The 20,208-nt window shown below is 29.1% G+C and carries 17 protein-coding genes and 1 pseudogene; 16 read left to right on the top strand and 2 right to left on the bottom strand.

Features of this window, described 5'->3' with window-relative positions:
- The 11 genes and pseudogenes from ACY1IQ_RS06985 (at nt 1) to ACY1IQ_RS06935 (ending at nt 12,896) form a co-directional block, all read left to right on the top strand.
- Nucleotides 1–1,947: a V-type ATP synthase subunit I gene (locus tag ACY1IQ_RS06985; RefSeq protein ID WP_461613270.1), complete on the top strand. Its 1,947-nt coding sequence runs from the start codon at nt 1–3 to the stop codon at nt 1,945–1,947.
- Between the two features lie 12 nt (nt 1,948–1,959).
- Entirely contained in the window at nt 1,960–2,442 is a 483-nt protein-coding gene (locus tag ACY1IQ_RS06980; protein ID WP_461613269.1) for a V-type ATP synthase subunit K, read from the top strand.
- A 17-nt stretch (nt 2,443–2,459) separates the two neighbouring features.
- On the top strand, nt 2,460–3,059 hold the full coding sequence (locus tag ACY1IQ_RS06975; RefSeq protein WP_461613268.1) for a V-type ATP synthase subunit E: 600 nt from the start codon (nt 2,460–2,462) through the stop codon (nt 3,057–3,059).
- A gap of 20 nt (nt 3,060–3,079) precedes the next feature.
- Complete coding sequence (locus ACY1IQ_RS06970; RefSeq protein ID WP_461613267.1) at nt 3,080–4,081, top strand: V-type ATP synthase subunit C; 1,002 nt, start codon at nt 3,080–3,082, stop codon at nt 4,079–4,081.
- The gene (locus ACY1IQ_RS06965) at nt 4,074–4,382 is read left to right on the top strand and encodes a V-type ATP synthase subunit F (RefSeq protein WP_191739589.1); all 309 of its coding nucleotides are present in this window, start codon (nt 4,074–4,076) and stop codon (nt 4,380–4,382) included. Before ACY1IQ_RS06970 ends, ACY1IQ_RS06965 begins: the two co-directional genes overlap by 8 nt.
- A gap of 17 nt (nt 4,383–4,399) precedes the next feature.
- On the top strand, nt 4,400–6,175 hold the full coding sequence (locus ACY1IQ_RS06960; protein WP_461613266.1) for a V-type ATP synthase subunit A: 1,776 nt from the start codon (nt 4,400–4,402) through the stop codon (nt 6,173–6,175).
- Nucleotides 6,168–7,550, top strand: coding sequence for a V-type ATP synthase subunit B (locus ACY1IQ_RS06955; protein ID WP_461613265.1), 1,383 nt, complete (start codon nt 6,168–6,170; stop codon nt 7,548–7,550). Before ACY1IQ_RS06960 ends, ACY1IQ_RS06955 begins: the two co-directional genes overlap by 8 nt.
- A 2-nt stretch (nt 7,551–7,552) precedes the next feature.
- Nucleotides 7,553–8,212, top strand: a complete 660-nt coding sequence (locus tag ACY1IQ_RS06950; RefSeq protein ID WP_461613264.1) for a V-type ATP synthase subunit D — start codon at nt 7,553–7,555, stop codon at nt 8,210–8,212.
- A 182-nt stretch (nt 8,213–8,394) separates the two neighbouring features.
- Nucleotides 8,395–8,865 (top strand): peptide deformylase, encoded by a 471-nt coding sequence (gene def, locus ACY1IQ_RS06945; protein WP_461613263.1) that lies wholly within the window; start codon nt 8,395–8,397, stop codon nt 8,863–8,865.
- 468 nt (nt 8,866–9,333) lie between these two features.
- A complete protein-coding gene (helD, locus tag ACY1IQ_RS06940; protein ID WP_461613262.1) occupies nt 9,334–11,616 on the top strand; it encodes an RNA polymerase recycling motor HelD in 2,283 nt (760 codons plus the stop codon).
- A 105-nt stretch (nt 11,617–11,721) separates the two neighbouring features.
- Nucleotides 11,722–12,896: pseudogene (locus ACY1IQ_RS06935) on the top strand (FprA family A-type flavoprotein).
- Nucleotides 12,897–13,025: 129 nt separating this feature from the next.
- On the opposite strand, the gene rocF reads toward ACY1IQ_RS06935, so the two are convergent.
- The gene (gene rocF, locus ACY1IQ_RS06930) at nt 13,026–13,922 is read right to left on the bottom strand and encodes an arginase (protein WP_461613261.1); all 897 of its coding nucleotides are present in this window, start codon (nt 13,920–13,922) and stop codon (nt 13,026–13,028) included.
- A gap of 199 nt (nt 13,923–14,121) precedes the next feature.
- On the opposite strand from rocF, the gene ACY1IQ_RS06925 reads away from it, so the two are divergent.
- Complete coding sequence (locus ACY1IQ_RS06925) at nt 14,122–14,520, top strand: hypothetical protein (RefSeq protein WP_461613260.1); 399 nt, start codon at nt 14,122–14,124, stop codon at nt 14,518–14,520.
- A gap of 60 nt (nt 14,521–14,580) precedes the next feature.
- Here ACY1IQ_RS06925 and ACY1IQ_RS06920 read toward each other — a convergent pair whose 3' ends face one another.
- Nucleotides 14,581–14,748, bottom strand: a complete 168-nt coding sequence (locus ACY1IQ_RS06920; protein WP_461613259.1) for a Spo0E family sporulation regulatory protein-aspartic acid phosphatase — start codon at nt 14,746–14,748, stop codon at nt 14,581–14,583.
- Between the two features lie 275 nt (nt 14,749–15,023).
- Between ACY1IQ_RS06920 and ACY1IQ_RS06915 the strand changes: the two genes are divergently transcribed.
- The 4 genes from ACY1IQ_RS06915 (at nt 15,024) to ACY1IQ_RS06900 (ending at nt 19,950) form a co-directional block, all read left to right on the top strand.
- Nucleotides 15,024–15,209 (top strand): DUF896 domain-containing protein, encoded by a 186-nt coding sequence (locus tag ACY1IQ_RS06915; RefSeq protein ID WP_291584327.1) that lies wholly within the window; start codon nt 15,024–15,026, stop codon nt 15,207–15,209.
- A 28-nt stretch (nt 15,210–15,237) separates the two neighbouring features.
- Nucleotides 15,238–16,155 carry an HPr(Ser) kinase/phosphatase gene (hprK, locus tag ACY1IQ_RS06910; protein WP_461613258.1) on the top strand — a complete coding sequence of 306 codons (918 nt, stop codon included), beginning with the start codon at nt 15,238–15,240 and terminating at the stop codon, nt 16,153–16,155.
- A gap of 224 nt (nt 16,156–16,379) precedes the next feature.
- The gene (locus tag ACY1IQ_RS06905; protein WP_461613257.1) at nt 16,380–17,777 is read left to right on the top strand and encodes an aminopeptidase; all 1,398 of its coding nucleotides are present in this window, start codon (nt 16,380–16,382) and stop codon (nt 17,775–17,777) included.
- 544 nt (nt 17,778–18,321) lie between these two features.
- Nucleotides 18,322–19,950: a M4 family metallopeptidase gene (locus tag ACY1IQ_RS06900; RefSeq protein WP_461613256.1), complete on the top strand. Its 1,629-nt coding sequence runs from the start codon at nt 18,322–18,324 to the stop codon at nt 19,948–19,950.
- Nucleotides 19,951–20,208: the final 258 nt, after the last annotated feature.

Here is a 20,208-nt window from a genome sequence, read left to right as displayed (position 1 = left end):
ATGAAGAAGTTTACGCTTTTAGCCTTTGAGTCACAAAAGCAAAAGCTATTACAAGATCTACAAAGGTTAGAAAGTGTTCAATTTTCTGAGGTTTTAATACGAGAAGAACTTGAAGAATATTTACAAAAAGACTCCGCTCATATTGAAATATCAGAAATTGAAGAAGAGCAAGCAAAGATCAAGTTTGCTATTGATTTTTTAAGCCAGTATGAAGAAAAAAAGGGGACGATTCAGAGCTTAAAAGAGGGAAAAAACACTGTTACCTATTATGAACTTGAAAAAGCAGTCGAAGATTTACAATGGGAAAAACAATATAATTATTTAAAAGAAAAAGAAAACACTATCAACAAGAAAAAACAGCATATCTCAAAACTATCTAGTGAAATTGAAGAAATAGGTAAATGGAGCAATTTGGATATATCCATGAATGAAGTAAATAATTTTAAAAATTGCATTGCTTATTTAGGAGTAGTTCCAAAAAATTTCATAGATAATTTAAGGGAAGATATAAGTTTTCAATATAATAATTGTTATATTGAGGTTGTAAATGAAGATAGTAGAGACAGTAATATTCTAATAATCTTCCATAAAGAGTTACAAAGTGAAATAGAAACTTTACTAAAGAGATATAGTTTTAGCAAGGTAAATTATGATTATGAAGTACCACCAAAGGAAGTTATTAGAAACTTTAAAACTAAAATAAAAGAGCTAAAAAATGAGCTAAAAAACATAAAAAAAGAGATTGAAGAACATGTGAAATATATAAATGATTTTAAGCTTATATATGAGTATAATGAAAATCATTTGCTTAGATTAGAGAGTTGTAACAATTTCTTAAGAAGCAAAAATATTCTAACAATAGAAGGATGGTTACCAGAAGAAACTATAGATAAATTTGAAGAAACAATAAGGAAAAGCCTAAATAATGAATACTATTTAGAGTTAGAAGATGCAAAGGGTGAAGATGTTCCTATATTGTTAAAAAATGGAACAGTATCAGAGGCTTTTGAACCAATTACAGAAATGTATAGTATGCCTAGATACAATGAGATAGACCCAACACCATTATTTATGCCTTTCTATTTTATCTTCTTCGGTATGATGTTATCAGATGCTGGATATGGATTAGTTATGTTCATCGGTTCTTTGGTAGCGTTAAAATTCTTCAATCTAGATGAAGATAAAAGAAAATCCATCAAAATGTTCTTCTATTTAAGTATATCCACAATTTTTTGGGGAGTAATGTATGGTAGTTACTTCGGAGATGCAATTAAAATTAACCCAATATGGATGAAACCAGATAGTAATGTAATTTTATTGATGATAGTTTCAGTAGCTTTCGGATTAATTCAAATATATGTTGGTTTAGGAATTAAAGGGTATATGCTGATTAGAGATGGAAAACCATTAGATGCATTATTAGATGTAGGTTTATGGTATCTGACTTTAACAGGAAGTATTCTATGGTTATTATCAGCTTCAGGCGCAGTAAGTAGTCTATCTACAAGTGGGAATATTTCTACAATTGCAAAATATGCTACATTTACTGGCATGATATTAATTTTATTAACTCATGGAAGAAGCGAGAAGGGAATAGGTGCAAAACTTGGTGCAGGTTTATATTCATTATATGGAATAACAGGTTATGTAGGGGATTTAGTATCTTATACTAGACTTGCAGCTCTTGGACTTGCAACAGGATTTATTGGATCAGCATTTAACTTAATGATAGGAATGTTAGGAAATCCAATAGCAAAAATTTTAGCTGGATCACTAATATTTGTAGTAGGCCATATATTTAATTTATTCATAAATGCCTTAGGAGCTTATGTTCATACTTGTAGGTTACAATATCTTGAGTATTTTAATAAGTTCTATGAAGGCGGAGGTAAAACATTTAGACCATTAAAATTTAGTTCAAAATATGTAAAAGTTGTTAAGGATTAAGGAGGAATTTTTATGACAAACTTAATGGGATTTTTAGTAGACAATGGAGGAATAGTTTTTGCAGCAATAGGTGTTGCATTAGCTGCAATTATGCCAGGAATAGGTTCAGCTAGAGGTGTTGGAATGGTTGGAGAAGCTGCTTCAGGATTAATTACAGAAGAACCAGAAAAGTTCGGTAAGGCACTTATATTAGAATTATTACCAGGTACGCAAGGACTTTATGGTTTCGTTATAGCTCTTATGGTGCTATTCCAAATAAACCCAGATATTACTTTAGCAAATGGTTTATATTTATTCGCTGCTTGTTTACCAATAGCTTTCGCAGGATGGAAATCAGCAATAGCACAGGCAAGAACAGCAGCAGCAGCAATTCAAATATTAGCTAAAAAGCCAGAACATAACACAAAAGGTATCATCTTAACAGTTATGGTTGAGACATATGCATTATTAGGCTTTGTTATGTCACTATTATTAATAATCAACGCTAACTTTTAATTAAGGAAGTGATGATAATGTCAAATTTAGAAAATTTAACTTCAAAAATTATAACTGATGCTAATGAAAAGGCTACTGGTATAATCAATGATGCTAAAGTAAAAGAAAAAGAGTTAATAGCTAAAAAGAAAGAAGAAGCTGAAAAACTTGCAAAAAGTATAATAGAAAAAGCAAACTTAGAAGGTAAGAATCTTTTTGACAGAGCTATATCAAAAAGTGAATTAAAAGTAAGAAATGAAAAATTATTTGCAAAACAACAAGTAATTGATAAAGTTTTTGATGAAGCTATAAAAGAACTTAATAATATGAACTCTCAGGATTATTTAAATTATATAAGAAATAATCTTAAATCAATTAAACTTCAAGGACATGAAGAAATAATAGTTTCTGAAAATGATAAAGATAAAATAGGTGAAGAATTTATAAAGGAATTAAATGGAACCATTGCTAAAGATGTTGAAAAGGCAAATATCATATTAAGTAAAAATACTAGACAAATGAATGGAGGATTTATTTTAGCAAGAAGTGGTATAGAATTTAACTATTCCTATGAGGCTTTAGTAAATTCTTTAAGATATGAAATAGAAAATGAAGTAGCAATGATGTTATTTGATTAATTTTTAAGGAGGATAGCCATATGGATAGAATGAACTTTACTCATGCTGTGGCTAGGCTAAGAGTTATAGAAAAAAAGCTCCTTGATAAAATGAAAATAGAAAGAATGATAGAAAGTAGTTCTTTAGAAGAAGCTATAAAAATTCTTCAAGAAACTCAATATGGAGATAATATAGCCTTATTGAAAAGAAATGAGGACTATGAGCTATTATTAAGTGAGGAGTTAAAAAGGCTTTACTCTCTTATGTATGAAATTTCTCCTGAAAAATTAATTGTTGATATTATGAGTATTAAGTATGACTATCATAATATTAAAGTTTTAAAGAAATCTAAGATTTTAGGAGGAGATTTATCTTCTTTATTAATTCCTATTGGTACTGTGGAATTTGATAAATTAAGAAATTCTATAGTTACTAATGAGTTAAAAGAGTTGGAACCTATAATGAGGGAAGCTATTGTAGAAGTTCAAAAGAACTACGAAGAAAATAAGGATTCTCAAAGTGTAGATATAATTTTAGATAATTATATGTATAAAGCTACAATTGAAAAAGCTAAGGAATCCAACTTTGATTTCATTGTAGATTTTATAAGAAAATCAATAGATTTAACTAATATAAAAACAATGATAAGAGTTAAAACACAAAATAAAGATATTAGATTTTTAGAAGGTGTATTGCTGGATAATGGCAATATACCTAAAGAGTTTTTTACACAAGGACTAAATGATAATTTGGAAAGTTTCAGCAATAGAATATCTAAATATGGATATGAAACTGTCTTAAAAGCTCTAATGGAAGAATATTCAAGCAGTGGTAAATATAATTCTCTTGAAGTTTATTCAGATAATTATTTAATGAGTTTTATAAAAAATGCTAAGAAAATTAATTTTGGTCCAGAACCTATAATTGCATATATAATGGCCAAAGAAACCGAAATAAAAATAATTAGAATAATATTAGCTGGTAAACTTAATAAAGTTGATAGTAATGTTATTAGAGAAAGGTTGCGTGATATATATGCATAAAATTGGCGTTGTAGGAGATAAGGATTCTGTATTAGCATTTAAAGCCATAGGTATAGACGTTTTTCCAGTAGTAGAAATAGAAGAAGCTAGAAAAGCAATAGATAAAATGGCTTATAACGATTATGCGGTAATATTTGTAACTGAGCAATTAGCACAGCACTTAGATGAAACTATAGAAAGATATAATAAAAAGTTGCTTCCTTCCATTATATTAATTCCAAGTAATCAAGGGACTTTAAACATTGGTAAGAAAAGAATTAGTGATAATGTTGAGAAGGCTGTAGGTGTGAATATCTTATAGAAAGGTAGGTATGTAACTTGAAGAACGGTAAAATTGTTAAGGTTTCAGGTCCCTTAGTTCTTGCTAAGGACATGGATGAAGCCAATATATATGACGTTGTAAAAGTTGGTGAAAAAGGTCTTATCGGTGAAATAATTGAGATGAGAGGCGATAAAGCTTCTATACAAGTTTATGAAGAAACTTCAGGTTTAGGACCAGGAGATCCTGTTACAACTACAGGAGAGCCTTTAAGTGTTGAGCTTGGACCTGGACTTATAGAGTCAATGTTTGACGGAATACAAAGACCTTTAGATGCATTTATGGAGGCTGCAAAATCATCCTTTTTATCAAAGGGTGTATCCGTAAAATCTCTAAATAGAGATAAAAAATGGGAATTTAAACCTACTGTTAAAGTTGGTGATGTAATTGTAGCTGGAGATATAATAGGAACTGTTCAAGAAACACCAGTAGTACTTCATAAAATAATGGTACCTTATGGAGTAGAAGGAACAGTTAAGGATATAAAATCAGGAGAATTTACTATAGAAGAAACTGTTTGTATAGTTTCTTCAGAAAAGGACGATAAAGAATTAAATTTAATTCAAAAATGGCCTGTAAGACGTGGTAGACCATATTCTAGAAAATTGAATCCTGTAGAACCAATGATAACAGGACAAAGGGTTATTGATACTTTCTTCCCAGTAGCAAAAGGTGGAACAGCGGCAGTTCCAGGACCATTCGGAGCTGGAAAAACTGTTGTTCAACATCAAATAGCAAAATGGGGAGATGCAGAAATAGTTGTTTATGTTGGATGTGGAGAGCGTGGAAATGAAATGACTGACGTTCTAAACGAATTCCCTGAACTTAAAGACCCAAAAACAGGGGAAAGTTTAATGAAGAGAACAGTACTTATAGCTAATACTTCCAATATGCCCGTTGCTGCAAGAGAAGCTTCAATTTATACTGGTATAACAATTGCAGAATACTTTAGAGATATGGGATATTCTGTTTCAATAATGGCAGACTCTACTTCACGTTGGGCTGAAGCTCTAAGAGAAATGTCAGGAAGACTTGAAGAGATGCCAGGTGATGAAGGATATCCAGCATATTTAGGTTCAAGGCTTGCTGATTATTATGAAAGAGCTGGTAAAGTTATAGCGTTAGGTTCAGATGGTAGAGAAGGAGCAGTAACTGCAATAGGAGCTGTTTCACCACCAGGCGGGGACTTATCAGAACCAGTTACACAGGCTACTTTAAGAATAGTTAAGGTATTCTGGGGATTAGATGCCAATCTTGCCTATAGAAGACATTTCCCAGCGATTAATTGGTTAGATTCATATTCTTTATATCTAGATAAGATGGGAAATTGGATGAATGAAAATGTATCTTCCGACTGGTCTGAGTTAAGAACAGAAGCAATGGCACTTCTTCAAGAGGAAGCAAACTTAGAAGAAATAGTAAGACTTGTTGGTATAGATGCGCTATCTGAAAGAGATAGATTAAAGCTAGAAGTTTCTAAATCTATAAGAGAAGACTATTTACAGCAAAATGCTTTCCATGAAGTTGATACTTATGCTTCACTAGATAAACAATATAAGATTTTAAAACTTGTTTTAAAATTTATGAAAGAAGCAAATAAAGCTCTTGATGCCGGAGTTTATTTAGAAAAAATACTTAATATATCAGTAAGAGATAAAATTGCAAGAAGTAAGTATATATCAGAAACCGAAATAGATAAGATAAAAGAAATTGAGGAAGAGCTAGAAAATGAAATCCAAAAGCTAATCAGCGAAGGAGGTGTTCTAGATGCTTAAAGAATACAGAACAGTTGCAGAGGTAGTAGGACCTTTGATGGTTGTTGAAGGTGTTGAGGGCGTAAAGTTCGACGAATTAGTTGATATAGAATTACAAACTGGAGAAAAGAGAAGAGGTAAGGTTCTTGAGATTAATGGTAGCAATGCCATGGTTCAGCTTTTTGAAGGGTCAACTGGAATAAATTTAAAAGGAACGAAAGTTAAGTTTCTAGGAAGACCTCTAGAACTTGGAGTATCAGAAGACATGTTAGGAAGAGTCTTTGATGGTATGGGTAGACCAAAGGATAATGGTCCTAAAATTATTCCAGAGAAGAGACTAGATATAAACGGGGAGCCTATAAATCCTGTAGCAAGAAATTATCCATCAGAATTTATTCAGACAGGTATTTCTGCTATAGATGGACTTAATACTTTAGTTAGAGGACAAAAACTTCCTGTGTTTTCAGGATCAGGTCTTCCACATGCTCAACTTGCTGCACAAATAGCAAGACAGGCAAAGGTTTTAAATTCTGATTCAAAATTCGCCGTGGTTTTTGCAGCTATAGGTATTACTTTTGAAGAAGCGGAATTCTTCGTTGAAGAATTTACAAAAACAGGAGCTATAGATAGATCAGTTCTATTTATGAACTTAGCTAATGACCCAGCTGTAGAGAGAATAGCTACTCCAAGAATGGCACTAACAACAGCTGAATATCTTGCTTATGAAAAAGGAATGCACGTATTAGTTATAATGACAGATATAACTAACTATGCTGAAGCATTACGTGAAGTTTCAGCAGCTAGAAAAGAAGTTCCAGGTAGAAGAGGATATCCTGGTTATTTATATACCGACCTTTCAACATTGTATGAAAGAGCTGGAAGATTGAGAGGAAAAGAGGGTTCTATTACTCAAATTCCTATTTTAACGATGCCAGAAGATGATAAAACACACCCAATCCCAGACCTTACTGGATATATAACAGAGGGACAAATAATCCTTTCAAGAGAGCTATATAAGAAGGGAATAATGCCTCCAATAGATGTTTTACCATCATTATCAAGACTTAAAGATAAAGGTATAGGAAAAGGTAAAACAAGAGAAGATCATGCAGATACTATGAATCAATTATTTTCAGCTTATGCACAAGGTAAACAGGCAAAAGAGCTTGCAGCAATATTGGGAGAATCTGCACTTTCTGAAGCAGATAAAAAGTATGCTAAATTTGCAGAGGCTTTTGAAAAAAATTATGTTTCTCAAGGTTTTGAAGCAAATAGAACTGTAGAAGAAACGTTAAAATTAGGGTGGAATTTATTAACTATATTACCTAGAACGGAGCTTAAAAGAATTAGAGATGAATATTTAGAGAAGTATTTACCTCTAAGAGAGGATGATTAACTATGGCAAAACTAAATGTTAATCCAACCAGGATGGAGCTCACCAGGCTTAAAAAAAGATTGGCCACCGCTACTAGAGGACATAAATTATTAAAAGATAAGCAAGATGAGCTTATGAGAAGATTCATTGATTTAATTAAATATAATAACAAATTAAGAAGTGAAGTTGAAGAAAAGCTCCAAGAAGTCTTTAAAAATTTCTTTATGGCCAGTGCAGCAATGCCACCTCAATTTTTAGAGGCTGCATTATCTTGCCCTAAAGAAAGTATATCTGTAGATGTTGAAACTAAAAATGTAATGAGTGTTAATGTGCCAGTAATGAATTTCATTAGAAAACTTGAAAGTGATCCAGGAAGTATTTATCCTTATGGATTTGCATCTACTACAATAGAGTTAGATGAAGCAATTGAAAAATTGTATTTAATATTACCTAAACTTCTAGAATTAGCAGAAGTAGAAAAAGCTTGTCAATTGATGGCTGATGAGATTGAAAAGACTAGAAGAAGGGTTAATGCTCTTGAATATATGACAATACCTCAGCTTCAAGAAACTATAAAATATATAAAGATGAAGCTTGATGAAAATGAAAGAGGAGCTTTAACTAGATTAATGAAAGTTAAAAGTATAATGGAAGAAACACAAAGAGCACAACAACAAAACTGAGACTTATTTGTCTCAGTTTTTTAATACTTAAAAATTATAACGGTTGCTTTTAAAAATAAATTGATAAATAATTTTTATTTAAAAAGTATTTGAGTAATATAACTAACTATTATATAATTTAAAAAGAAGGATTACCTTGTGAAAGGAGGATTTAAGACAAATACATGTCTTAATATATATTTATGGCAGTAAGAAAGATACTTCAGTATGGTGATGAAAAACTTAATAAAGTATGTGAACCTATTGTTAAAATTGATGAAGAAATACTAGCATTAGTGCAGGATTTAAAAGATACTTTGTATAATTGTAGTGGAGTTGGTCTAGCAGCACCACAAATAGGTATATTAAAAAGAGCTATATTGATAGATTTAAGAGATGGATCTGATTCAATAGTACTATTGAATCCTAAGATAATTGAAAGCTCAGGGAGTGAAGAAGATTATGAAGGATGCTTAAGTTACGAAGATCATGAAGGCTTAGTGGTAAGGCCTACTACAGTAGTTGTAGAGGGGATGAATGTAGATGGACAGAAAGTTCAATATGAAGCAGTAGATTTTCTAGCTAGAGCATTTTGTCATGAAATAGATCATTTAGACGGAATATTATATATGTCAAAGGCTACTGAGATGTATGAACTTGTCGATGAAGAGTAAAGACGTGATTATTTCACGTCTTTTTATTGTATATAAAATATGGTAAGGCTAAAATAATCAACTTTTATTTTCAGAAATCTCAATTCCATATACTCCAAAGCTATTACTTTTAAAATAGCTCTTTTTATTTTTGTATATCTTTATATTAGAGGAAAGTTTTAGCGATTTTTCTACATAAATTTTAACATTTTTATATTCAAATGATGTATAATTAGTAATATCATCATGAAAATTTTTACACTCTACCCAAAGTGTTTTAGAGGTGGTATTTCCTCAACATAAATTTACATTGATGATTTTAATAACAAAAGAATAGTTATTTTCTAATGCGTAATTGTATGCATTATCTTCAACATAAATCATATTATCAACTCCAATAATTAATGATAACATTATACCATATAAAGTGCAGAAAAAATCTATAATGCTTTTTCTATTATAAGGTTTATAAGAAATTGAGGTGTTAATATGGCTATAGAAAAAAGTGAAATGAATTTAGAACTTAAAAAATTTGAAGAAGTTAGAGATTGGGTTATTATAGAAGAACATAAGACCTCAAAGAAATATAAAGAATATGAAAAAAAGATTTCTGATTTGAAAAAGTCTAGTGGTGGAAGTTTTAGTAATGATTTAATATTAGCAGAGAGAATTTTTCAATTTGCAGAAAAGAATTTAAATAAATATAAGGAAGCAAGTAAGCAACCATATTTTGCGAGAATCGATTTTAGAGAAAAACGATATGATACAGAAACTTTTTATATTGGAAAATTTGGATTAAATGACGAATTAAAAAATGAAGAAATTGTAATCGATTGGAGAGCACCTATTGCCAATTTATATTACAGTGGAACTTATGGTGAATCACACTATATATCTCCAGAGGGGATAATTGAAGGAGAATTAAAGCTTAAAAGAAAATTTTTAGTAAGAGATGAAAAACTTATAGATGCATTTGATGAAGGAATAAATGAAATTATATTAAAGAATAGTGTAGAAGGCAATGAATTAATAGATGAATTTTTAAAAATAAACCTTGAACAAAGTATAAGTAGTAAGCTTAAAGATGTAGTTGCTACTATACAAAAGGAACAAAATGAGATAATAAGAGCATATAAAAATAAAGCTATGATAATACAAGGATCTGCTGGTTCCGGAAAAACCACTGTTGCACTACATAGATTAGCTTTTTTAGTATATACATACAATGAGATTTTAGAGCATGAAGAAATACTTGTGGTAGCACCTAATGAAATATTTTTAGATTATATTTCTGAAGTATTACCTAATTTAGGTGTCTATACCGTTACTCAAAACACTTTTGAAAGTTTATGTGCATCACTAATAAATTACAAAGGTAAAATTTATACTAAAGATAAAAAGTTATCTTATTTAATGGAAGATAGTAATGAGGAAGATAAAAAATATTTAGCTGCTGTAAGTAAAATAAAAGGATCTTTAAATTTTAAAATTATATTAGATAGATATATAAAATATTTAGAGAAAAAAGATGTTGAAGTTGATGATATAAAGATAGATGAGTATATTTTATATAGTTCAAAGGAAATTAAAAAATTATATATAAGAGATTTAAAGCATCTATCAATTGTAAAACGTAAAAATGAAATTAATCGATATTTTAAACAAAAATTAAAAGATAGACTTGAAAATATACAAAGTCAGGTTGAAGATAACTATGGCTTTAAAATAAAAGATATTAAGTGTGAAGAAAGTTTAAATAATGAAGAGAAAAGAAAAGTAATTATAGAGCTTTATGATGAACGGGATAAATTTATCAAAGAATTAAAACAAAAAGGAAATAAAGCTTTAAAAGACTTTTTTAATAAGTGGCAGAATGAAAAGTTGATTTCTATTTATTATAATTTGTATTCTAATGAAGAGATTTTTAATGAGATTACTGATAATAAGATTCCTTCAAAGCTGGTAAAATACATAGTTAATAGCGCGCAGAAAAATATTAAAGACAAAATTGTTGACAGTGAAGATTTACCGCATATGGTTTATTTAAAAATAGCATTAGAGGGGATAGATAGTAAATATATACATGTAATTGTAGATGAAGCTCAAGATTATAGTTATTTTGAAATGCTTATATTAAAGTTATTATCAAAACAAAACTCTTTAACCATAGTAGGAGATTTAGGACAAGGAATTTATAGTCATAAAGGTATTGACTCATGGGAAAGACTTATAGCAGCTGTATTTGAAGGTGATGCAACCTATATTTCTCTAACACAAAGTTATAGATCTACGGTAGAAATTATAGATTTTGCTAACATAGTGCTAGATAAACAAGATTTAAATTTAATTCCTGCAAAACCAGTTTTAAGACATGGGCATAAACCTAAGATTATAAAAATTGAAAATACCTTAGATGGAATAAATAAAATAGATAAAATTGTTGAAGAAGTTGAAGATATAAATAAAAAAACTGTTGCAATTATATGTAAGACTTATAAGCAATGTACAGAGGTTTTAAAAGAGTTAAAAAAGCAAAGTAAATATCAGTGGAGTATGATTGATGAAAATGATAGTGGTATTAAAGGGAATAGAATAATAATTCCTAGTTATATGACAAAGGGATTAGAGTTTGATGCTACGATAGTTTATAATTGTGATGAAGAGAATTATGGTGAGAATAATCTTGATAAAAAATTACTCTATGTTAATTTAACAAGAGCATTACATAGAGAATATATAATGTATAAAAAAAGTCTATCAAAATTGTTATAATTTCATATGATGATAATTGTTATTACTTGAAAATAACCATTTTATGTGTTACCATATAAAGGGTATTATTTAAGGGAAAAATATCTTATAGTGGAGGTCTTGTATATGAAACCAGTTGAATTAAAAGACAAATTATATTGGATAGGTGTTAATGACCCAGAATTAAGAGTATTTGATATTATAATGGAAACTAAAAAAGGAACAACCTATAATTCTTATTTAATTGATGATGAAAAGGTTGTGATTATTGATACTGTTAAAGATAAGTTTTTTGATCAATATTTGAAGAATATAAGAAGTGTTATAGGAAATAGAGATATCGATTACATAATCGTACAACATACGGAACTTGATCATAGTGGTTCCTTAATAAAGTTATTAGAACATTATCCTAATGCTAAAATAATTGGATCTAGAGCTGCTATAAAATATTTAGGGGGAATATTAAATTCAAATTTTCATAATCAAGTTGCTGAAGGCGAATTAAATATAGGTAGCAGAACTTTAGAATTTATTTCTGCACCAAATTTACATTGGCCAGATACAATATTCACATATGATAAAATCAATAAGGTTCTATTCACTTGTGATGTTATGGGATGCCATTATTGTCCTGAAAATTGTATAACAGATAGTTGTAGTGGAGATTACACTGAAGAAATGAAATATTATTTTGATGTGATAATGGGACCGTTTAAAAAGTTTGTTAATGCAGGATTAGATAAAATAGAGAATCTTGAAAAAAATATGATTGCACCAAGTCATGGTCCAGTTCATATTGATGACATAGAGAAATTTACTAAATTATATAGAGAATGGGCTAAAGAAACTACTGTAGATGAAAAGAATATTCAAATATTTTATGTTTCAGCTTATGGAAATACTGAGTCAATGGCAAAATTTTTAGCTAAGACTATTAAGATAAGCAAATTAAAGTAGAAGCTCATGAAATAACTACTACTGATCTTAATAAAATGATTGAACTTGTAGATAAGTCAAGTGGTATTATTATAGGTTCTCCAACCATTAATCAGGATGCAGTAGAACCAACATGGAAATTATTATCCCATGTAAGTGCTATAGTAAATAGGGGAAAAGTTGCTTCAGCTTTTGGATCCTATGGATGGAGTGGAGAAGCAGTTCCAATGCTAAATAATAGATTAAAGGAACTTAAATTTAAAACGTTACCAGAAGGACTAAAGTTTAATTTTGTTCCAAGTGAAGAAGATTTTACAGCAGCAGAATCTTTTGTGGATAATTTCTTACAATTAGTTAAATAATAAGATAAAAGATAATGAATTAATAAGAAGTTTGGATTTATTACAATTAAATTATTTTAATGTTTTTTATCGCAAAATTAAATTGTGAAAAGTATATTAAAAAACCGTGACTTAATCACGGTTTTATTTTTACAAATATTTAGATATATAATCAATGAGTTCAACACAAAACTCAATGGTATCATTACCTTTATCAAGTTCTGTATTCAGTTCCACAAAATCCATAGATTTTATTAATCTAGTTTCTAATAGATATTTTAATATAAATTTAGCCTCATTAATAGTTAATCCATTATCAACTGGAGTTCCAGTTCCAGGAAGGAACTTAGGATCTATAGAGTCAATATCAAAGCTTAAATGCACTGCATCAACTTTATTTTCAATTAAAATTTCTTTAATATCATTTAAAATATCTTCTACCCCTCTTTTTTGAACTTCTTCAGTGGTATAAACATTTAATTTATGATCCTCTATTAATTGAAGTTCTCCAGTATCTAAATCTCTAGCACCTACTATAAATACATTCTTAGGGTTTACTTTTCTATCTTCAAAATAAAGTTTTGTTAAAGTATCATGACCTATACCCATAGCAGCAGCTAAAGGCATCCCGTGTACATTGCCAGATGGTGATGTTTCATGGGTATTAATATCACCATGAGCATCCACCCAAATAACTGCAAGATTATTGTAATATTTACTAGCACCTGAAATACTACCTAATCCTAAAGAATGGTCTCCTCCTATAACTAATGGAAAACTTTCGGATTTTAATGAACTGTAAACAGTATGAGCTAAATTTGTATTTACATCTATGATACTGTCAACATATTTCATGTTTTTATGAGCTGAGAACTTGTCACAATCTTTTTTCTCTGGAACATATAAGTTTCCCAAATCATATACAGTGTGATTATTATTTTTAATAATTTGAGCTATGTTTTTTTCTCTTAATTTATTTGGCGCCAAATCTACACCTTTTTTGTCACAACCAAAAAATATTGGTACTCCGATTAAGTTAATATTCATAATTAATTCCTCCTTTGCATTCTATCCTTTGCGATTTTAAATTATATAACAAATTTCAACAAAATATAAGTCTTTTTTCAAAAAGTGTATTATTAAAATTATTAATAAAATATAGAATTTTAAGTCAATAATATATTAAAGGATTTATTATTTGTATGTAGAATAATAAATAGTTATAATACTTTAAGGAGGTAATATATTGAACAAGGAAGGAATACTTAATTTTTTAGAAGAAAACGAATTATCTGATATAAATGAAGTATCTTATAAAAGTAAAGAATTAATAATAGCTTTTAAATATTATTTTGATGATATTGAGATTGAAGCTGCTAATGAATATGCCAATGAAGAATATGAGGGAGAAATAAAGGATGAAAATTGGTATTATGAATATTTTTTACCTTATTTAAGTGATTTTGCATTAGATAATGTAGAAGATATATTAGATGAGTGTACTGAAGAATATGATATGAATTATGAGTTTATAGCCTATGAACTTACAGAGAAAAAATATGATTATAATAATTTCGTAGTTGTTTTTTCTAAAGATGAGATAAATAATATTGATGATATAATCTTATATTTAGATGAAAAATAAAACATACAAGACTTCAGAAACTTAACAAGTTTCTGAAGCTTGTACAATTTAATAATAAAGTTATGCTCCGAATTTTTTAAGTTTTTGATATTCAACTATATATTCGTCTAAATGTTGAGAACAACTTACAACAATTTTATCTGTAGGTTTTTTAAACATAAGAAGTAAATGCAATAAAGTCTTAAAAGAATTAATTTTTTGTTTTAAAATTTTTGATTTAACAAACATACTTTATCTCACACAATTAAATAATCTATAATTACTATCATTTAATTTATACTTTAATTTTAACAAATTAGACAAGAAATGTTAATCATTTTAATTTGCCATTTTTATGTATTTTATTACAAATTATACATAAAACCATAAATAATTTCCATTAAATGATATATACATTTTTTGGAAGATAAAATTAAATGTTGATTTATAGGTATATGGAATAAAATGTAAAATACAAAAATGTCAGATTATAAAATATTTATTTAGAAAGAAGGAATAATAAAATGAATATTGACAAAATCATTGAAAGAATCAATTTTTTATATAAAAAAAGCCAAAATGAAGGGTTAACTGATGAAGAAAAAGTAGAACAACAGGAATTAAGACAAAGATATATAGATAATGTAAAGAGAAATTTTAGGGCTCAATTAGATGGAATAAAGAGAGTGCCGCCAAAAAATTTAAATTAAAATAGTTATAAAGTGAGGGTGCAAGATTATGATAGTAACTGTTGAAAAGCTGATAAATAATTTTAATCTAGAGGTAATGTTAAAGGGAGAAACGAATAAAAATATAATATTAGGAGGTATTAATAGACCGGGACTTCAGTTAACTGGCTTTTATGATTATTTTGATGAAAAAAGAGTTCAAATAATAGGGAAGACAGAATATAGCTATTTAGAATCTTTATCTCCTGAAATCAGAAAAGAAAGAATGAATAAATTTTTTTCTTATGATGCTCCTTGTACCATCATAACTCGCTCATTAGAAATTCATAAAGAAGTTTTAGAAGCTGCTGAAAAACATAATTCATGGGTATTGAGAACAGATATGAAGGCCACGCGCTTTGTTGGTAAATTAACTAATTTTCTTGATATTGAGTTAGCACCTGAAACAAGAATTCATGGAGTATTAGTAGATGTATATGGTATAGGAATACTTATTATTGGAGAAAGTGGTATAGGTAAAAGTGAAACAGCATTAGAACTTATAAAGAGGGGACATAGATTAATTGCTGATGATGCGGTAGATATTAAAGAAATAGATGGATTTTTATATGGTAGTTGTCCGTATATAACTCAAGGTATGCTTGAGGTTAGGGGTATGGGAATCATTGATGTACCTGCAATATATGGTATGAGTTCAGTAAAATCGAAGAAACAAATCAATTTAGTAATTTCAATAGAAAATTGGAGTAGTAATGAAAATTATGAGAGATTAGGGATAGATAAAGACTATATAGAAATTTTAAACACAGAGGTAGAAAAATTAACTTTACCTGTAAGACCTGGAAGGAACATAGCAGTAATAATTGAAGCAGCAGCTGCTAACTACAGATATAGCTATACATCAAATATTACTGCAGTAGATACTATAGAAAAAAGAATGAGTGAATTAAATAATCTGAATTTATAATATAGGGATATACAGGGCATACCCTATATTATTATACATAATAAGAACTAAAAAATTATCATTATTTTTTAAAATCCTATTATTTATTTAAAGCAAAATAATTAGCCAATATTTCTTAATGTATTTTGCTTTAAATGACCAAAATATATTTGTAATTTATAGAATTATTTAGTAGAATGTAGAATATAAGTAAAGTATATAAAGTGTTGAAAGGGGAGCGTGTAATGACAGATTTAATTAAAAAGTATGAGCTAGCTTGGGACAAGTATTCTAAAGAAGATTTAGAAAAAGTTTTCGCATTATCTGATAGATATATAGACTTTATGTCAAAATGCAAAACAGAAAGAGAGTGTGTTACAGAATTTATAGCTCTTGCTGAAAAAAAAGGATATAAAGATATTAACACATATATTGCTGAAGGAAAGAGATTAAAAGCTGGGGATAAGGTTTATGCAAATTGTATGGGAAAGACTTTAGCATTATTTTTAATTGGTTCAGAACCAGTTGAAAAAGGCTTTAAAATATTAGGAGCACATGTTGATTCACCAAGGCTAGACTTAAAACAAAATCCACTATACGAAGATTCTGATTTAGCATTATTAAAAACTCATTATTATGGTGGAGTTAAGAAATATCAATGGACAACTATTCCACTAGCTATTCATGGAGTTGTTTGTAAAAAAGATGGTTCAACTATTAATGTTGTAATAGGTGAAAATGATAATGAGCCAGTAGTAGGAATATCTGATTTATTAATTCATTTAGCTGGAGATCAAATGCAAAAAACCTTAGCGAAAGCTGTTGAAGGTGAGCAACTAAATGTATTTATCGGAAGTATACCAGTTGAAGATAAAGAAGCTAAAAATAGAGTTAAATTAAATGTATTAAGATTATTAAATAATAAGTATGGAATTACAGAAGAAGATTTTGTATCAGCTGAACTTGAAGTAGTTCCAGCAGGAAGAGCTAGAAGCTATGGATTAGACAGCTCAATGGTTATGGCTTATGGCCATGATGACAGAGTCTGTGCTTATACTTCATTTGAAGCTATGATGAATTTAAATGAAACTGATAAGACTTGTATAACTCTTTTAGTTGATAAAGAAGAAGTAGGAAGCATGGGTGCTACAGGTATGCAATCAAGATTCTTTGAGAATACTGTTGCAGAACTGGTGAATTTAATGGGAGATTACAGTGATCTTAAAGTTAGAAGATCATTAGCTAATTCAAAAATGCTGTCTTCGGATGTAAGTGCTGCATTTGATCCAAATTATCCATCTGTAAGTGAAAAACAAAACAATGCATTCTTTGGAAAAGGAGTTGTTTTTAATAAATATACTGGAGCAAGAGGTAAAGGTGGATGTAACGACGCTAATCCAGAATTTATTGCTGAATTAAGAAAAGTAATGGATAAGCACAATGTTTCATGGCAGACTTCAGAACTTGGAAAAGTAGATCAAGGTGGCGGTGGTACAATCGCTTATATTTTAGCTGAATACGGAATGGAAGTTATAGACTCAGGAGTTGCTCTACACAATATGCATGCTCCATATGAAATTGCGAGCAAAGCAGATATATATGAAGCTTGTAGAGCATATGAAGCATTCTTATTAGAAGTTTAAAGTTAAAAAAAGAAGAATGAATTAATTGCTCATTCTTCTTTTTGATAAAAACCCTCTGTTAGAAAACAGAGGGTTTTTATATTGACTCTCTTAAGTATAGGAATGATATTTTATATGTTAATTCTTAATTTCTAAAGATTTAAGTTATTTTCCAGAGTATATTTTAAATTTTAGTATTATATCTCTAATAGCTATTGCTATTAATCAATATGTTTCGTTAAAATTCTTATAATCTCTTAAAATATTAGGATTATAACATAGTATTCCTTTTACTAAAACATACTTCTTGAACTTCTAAAAAATTTCGTCTTACATTCTTTAAAGTTTTCTTTTTTCATCATAATATAAAATCTCCATAAATTTTTAAAAATCAGGTTTACATTTCGCAATGAAATTTCTTTTTTTATTGTTGAAAAGTAAATCTTAACCTAAGTAAAGCAGAGGAAAATAATAGGGATAGTTATTTCTCCTTTGTATCCCCTTTACAACAGGGTTAGATGAAATTTTCGAAAAATTTTATCTATTGAATGAGAGGGGAAATATTATGTTAAAAAAGAAAACACTATCAATTATTATATTAAGTTCAATGTTATTAAATACTGCTTCTTCAGCAGTACTAGCTAAGCCTGTTGAGAGCCAAAATGACAAGGTTACTACAATTGAAAATCCTACTGAAGATAAGTTTACATTTATAAATAAGGAATTTAAAGAAGTAGTAGCTAACGAGATAGAAGCTCAAACTTTTCTTATGAACAATAAAGAGCTTTTAGGAAAAACTACAGGAACTTTTGAAGTTGTAGATACTGAAAAAGATGAACTTGGATATACACATTTTAGAAGCGTAATGACTGGAGATGGAATACCTGTATATGGTTCTGACGTAGTTGTTCACGTAGATAAAAATAATAAGGTATATGCAGTTAATGGTATTATAAATGAAAATGTTATGAATATAGAATGGTCAGATCTTGTAAAAATATCTCAAGAAGATGCTCTTAAAATAGCTAAAGATCTTTTAAACATTAAAGATTTACCAAAGGATGCAAATATTAAGCCTGAACTTTATATTTATGAACATGAAGGAAAATTCAATGTTGTGTATCTTGTTCAATTGCTTACTCTAGAAAATGAACCAACTAGTTGGCAAGTTTTCGTTAATGCAGAAAATGGACAAATTGTAAATAAGTTAAGCTTTATTCAAAATGCAGCTCCAGCGCAAGGAACTGGTGTTGATTTAAAAGGTAAAAATGTATCAATAAACACTTACGAAGAAAATGGAAAATACTATCTAAAGGATACTACAAGACTTTCAAATGGTTCAATAATAACCTTTGACTTAAATAATATAAGTGAAAACTCTTATTTTAACTCTTCAAGATATGGTAATTTTAATGGAACTGTAGTTTCAAGTGCTAATAATGCATTTAATACTGAAAGAATGAAAGCTGCAGTAAGTGCTCATAATAATGTTGCGAAGGTTGTTGATTACTATAAAACTGAATTTAACCGTGATGGTATTGACGGTCGTGGTTCTGATGTAAAGATAGGTGTTCATCTAGACAATAAATATAACAATGCTTTTTGGGATCCAAGCGTAAAAGCTATGGTTTTTGGGGATGGAGATGGCAGAATTTTCAGTTCCCTTGCAGAAGCTCTTGACGTTACAGCTCATGAAACTACTCATGGCGTAATAGATTCCAGTTCAAAGCTTTTATATCAAAATCAATCTGGCGCATTAAATGAAGCTCTTGCAGATATAATGGGAGTTGCATGTGAAAATGAACCTGGTGATTGGCAAATTGGAGAAGACGTGTATACACCTAATACTCCTGGAGATGCTTTAAGAGATATGCAAGATCCAACAAGATGTGGACAACCTGATCATTTTAGTGCATACCCAGGTGATGTGAGATATCCAAGTCAATACAATGATTATGGTGGAGTTCATAAATATTCAGGTATAATCCTAAAGGCCGCTTACAATATAGGCTCTCAAATAGGCATGAGAGAAATGGGTAGACTTTTCTATAGAGCTAACCACTATTTTACAAGTACAACTAACTTTGCGCAAGCTAGAATATCTACTCTTCAAGCAGCTTCAGACCTTTATGGAAAAGATAGCCGTGAGTATAAAATAGTTGGTCAAGCATTTGATGCAGTTGGTATAAAATAATAAGTAAAAGTTTTAAGGTAACTAAATAACTATGAATTAAAGAATACTTTGCTAGAATTTTATAAATTATTTAAAAGTGAAAAAGCTTATTAAGATTTTATAGACATGAGAAAATATAATAATTATTTCTATTCTAACTTTGTTAGAGAGAAAAAATTCATATTTATTTAACTAATGTTCACAATGATTACTATGTACTGATGAAAAAATTCTATATTGTGTCTGGATAGAATTGAGTAAATAATAATTCACCTTACC

The sequence above is a fragment of the Clostridium sp. Marseille-QA1073 genome (assembly GCF_054863625.1).
Note: the sequence above shows the minus strand (reverse complement) of the source record. Positions and strands in the feature narration are given on the sequence as shown.

What these genes read in the sequence shown, in the direction of transcription:
- ACY1IQ_RS06985 (WP_461613270.1), top strand. Translation starts at nt 1, where the DNA reads ATGAAGAAGTTTACGCTTTTAGCCTTTGAGTCACAAAAGCAAAAGCTA.
- ACY1IQ_RS06980 (WP_461613269.1), top strand. Translation starts at nt 1,960, where the DNA reads ATGACAAACTTAATGGGATTTTTAGTAGACAATGGAGGAATAGTTTTT.
- ACY1IQ_RS06975 (WP_461613268.1), top strand. Translation starts at nt 2,460, where the DNA reads ATGTCAAATTTAGAAAATTTAACTTCAAAAATTATAACTGATGCTAAT.
- ACY1IQ_RS06970 (WP_461613267.1), top strand. Translation starts at nt 3,080, where the DNA reads ATGGATAGAATGAACTTTACTCATGCTGTGGCTAGGCTAAGAGTTATA.
- ACY1IQ_RS06965 (WP_191739589.1), top strand. Translation starts at nt 4,074, where the DNA reads ATGCATAAAATTGGCGTTGTAGGAGATAAGGATTCTGTATTAGCATTT.
- ACY1IQ_RS06955 (WP_461613265.1), top strand. Translation starts at nt 6,168, where the DNA reads ATGCTTAAAGAATACAGAACAGTTGCAGAGGTAGTAGGACCTTTGATG.
- ACY1IQ_RS06950 (WP_461613264.1), top strand. Translation starts at nt 7,553, where the DNA reads ATGGCAAAACTAAATGTTAATCCAACCAGGATGGAGCTCACCAGGCTT.
- def (WP_461613263.1), top strand. Translation starts at nt 8,395, where the DNA reads ATGGCAGTAAGAAAGATACTTCAGTATGGTGATGAAAAACTTAATAAA.
- helD (WP_461613262.1), top strand. Translation starts at nt 9,334, where the DNA reads ATGGCTATAGAAAAAAGTGAAATGAATTTAGAACTTAAAAAATTTGAA.
- rocF (WP_461613261.1), bottom strand. Translation starts at nt 13,922, where the DNA reads ATGAATATTAACTTAATCGGAGTACCAATATTTTTTGGTTGTGACAAA.
- ACY1IQ_RS06920 (WP_461613259.1), bottom strand. Translation starts at nt 14,748, where the DNA reads ATGTTTGTTAAATCAAAAATTTTAAAACAAAAAATTAATTCTTTTAAG.
- ACY1IQ_RS06915 (WP_291584327.1), top strand. Translation starts at nt 15,024, where the DNA reads ATGAATATTGACAAAATCATTGAAAGAATCAATTTTTTATATAAAAAA.
- hprK (WP_461613258.1), top strand. Translation starts at nt 15,238, where the DNA reads ATGATAGTAACTGTTGAAAAGCTGATAAATAATTTTAATCTAGAGGTA.
- ACY1IQ_RS06905 (WP_461613257.1), top strand. Translation starts at nt 16,380, where the DNA reads ATGACAGATTTAATTAAAAAGTATGAGCTAGCTTGGGACAAGTATTCT.
- ACY1IQ_RS06900 (WP_461613256.1), top strand. Translation starts at nt 18,322, where the DNA reads ATGTTAAAAAAGAAAACACTATCAATTATTATATTAAGTTCAATGTTA.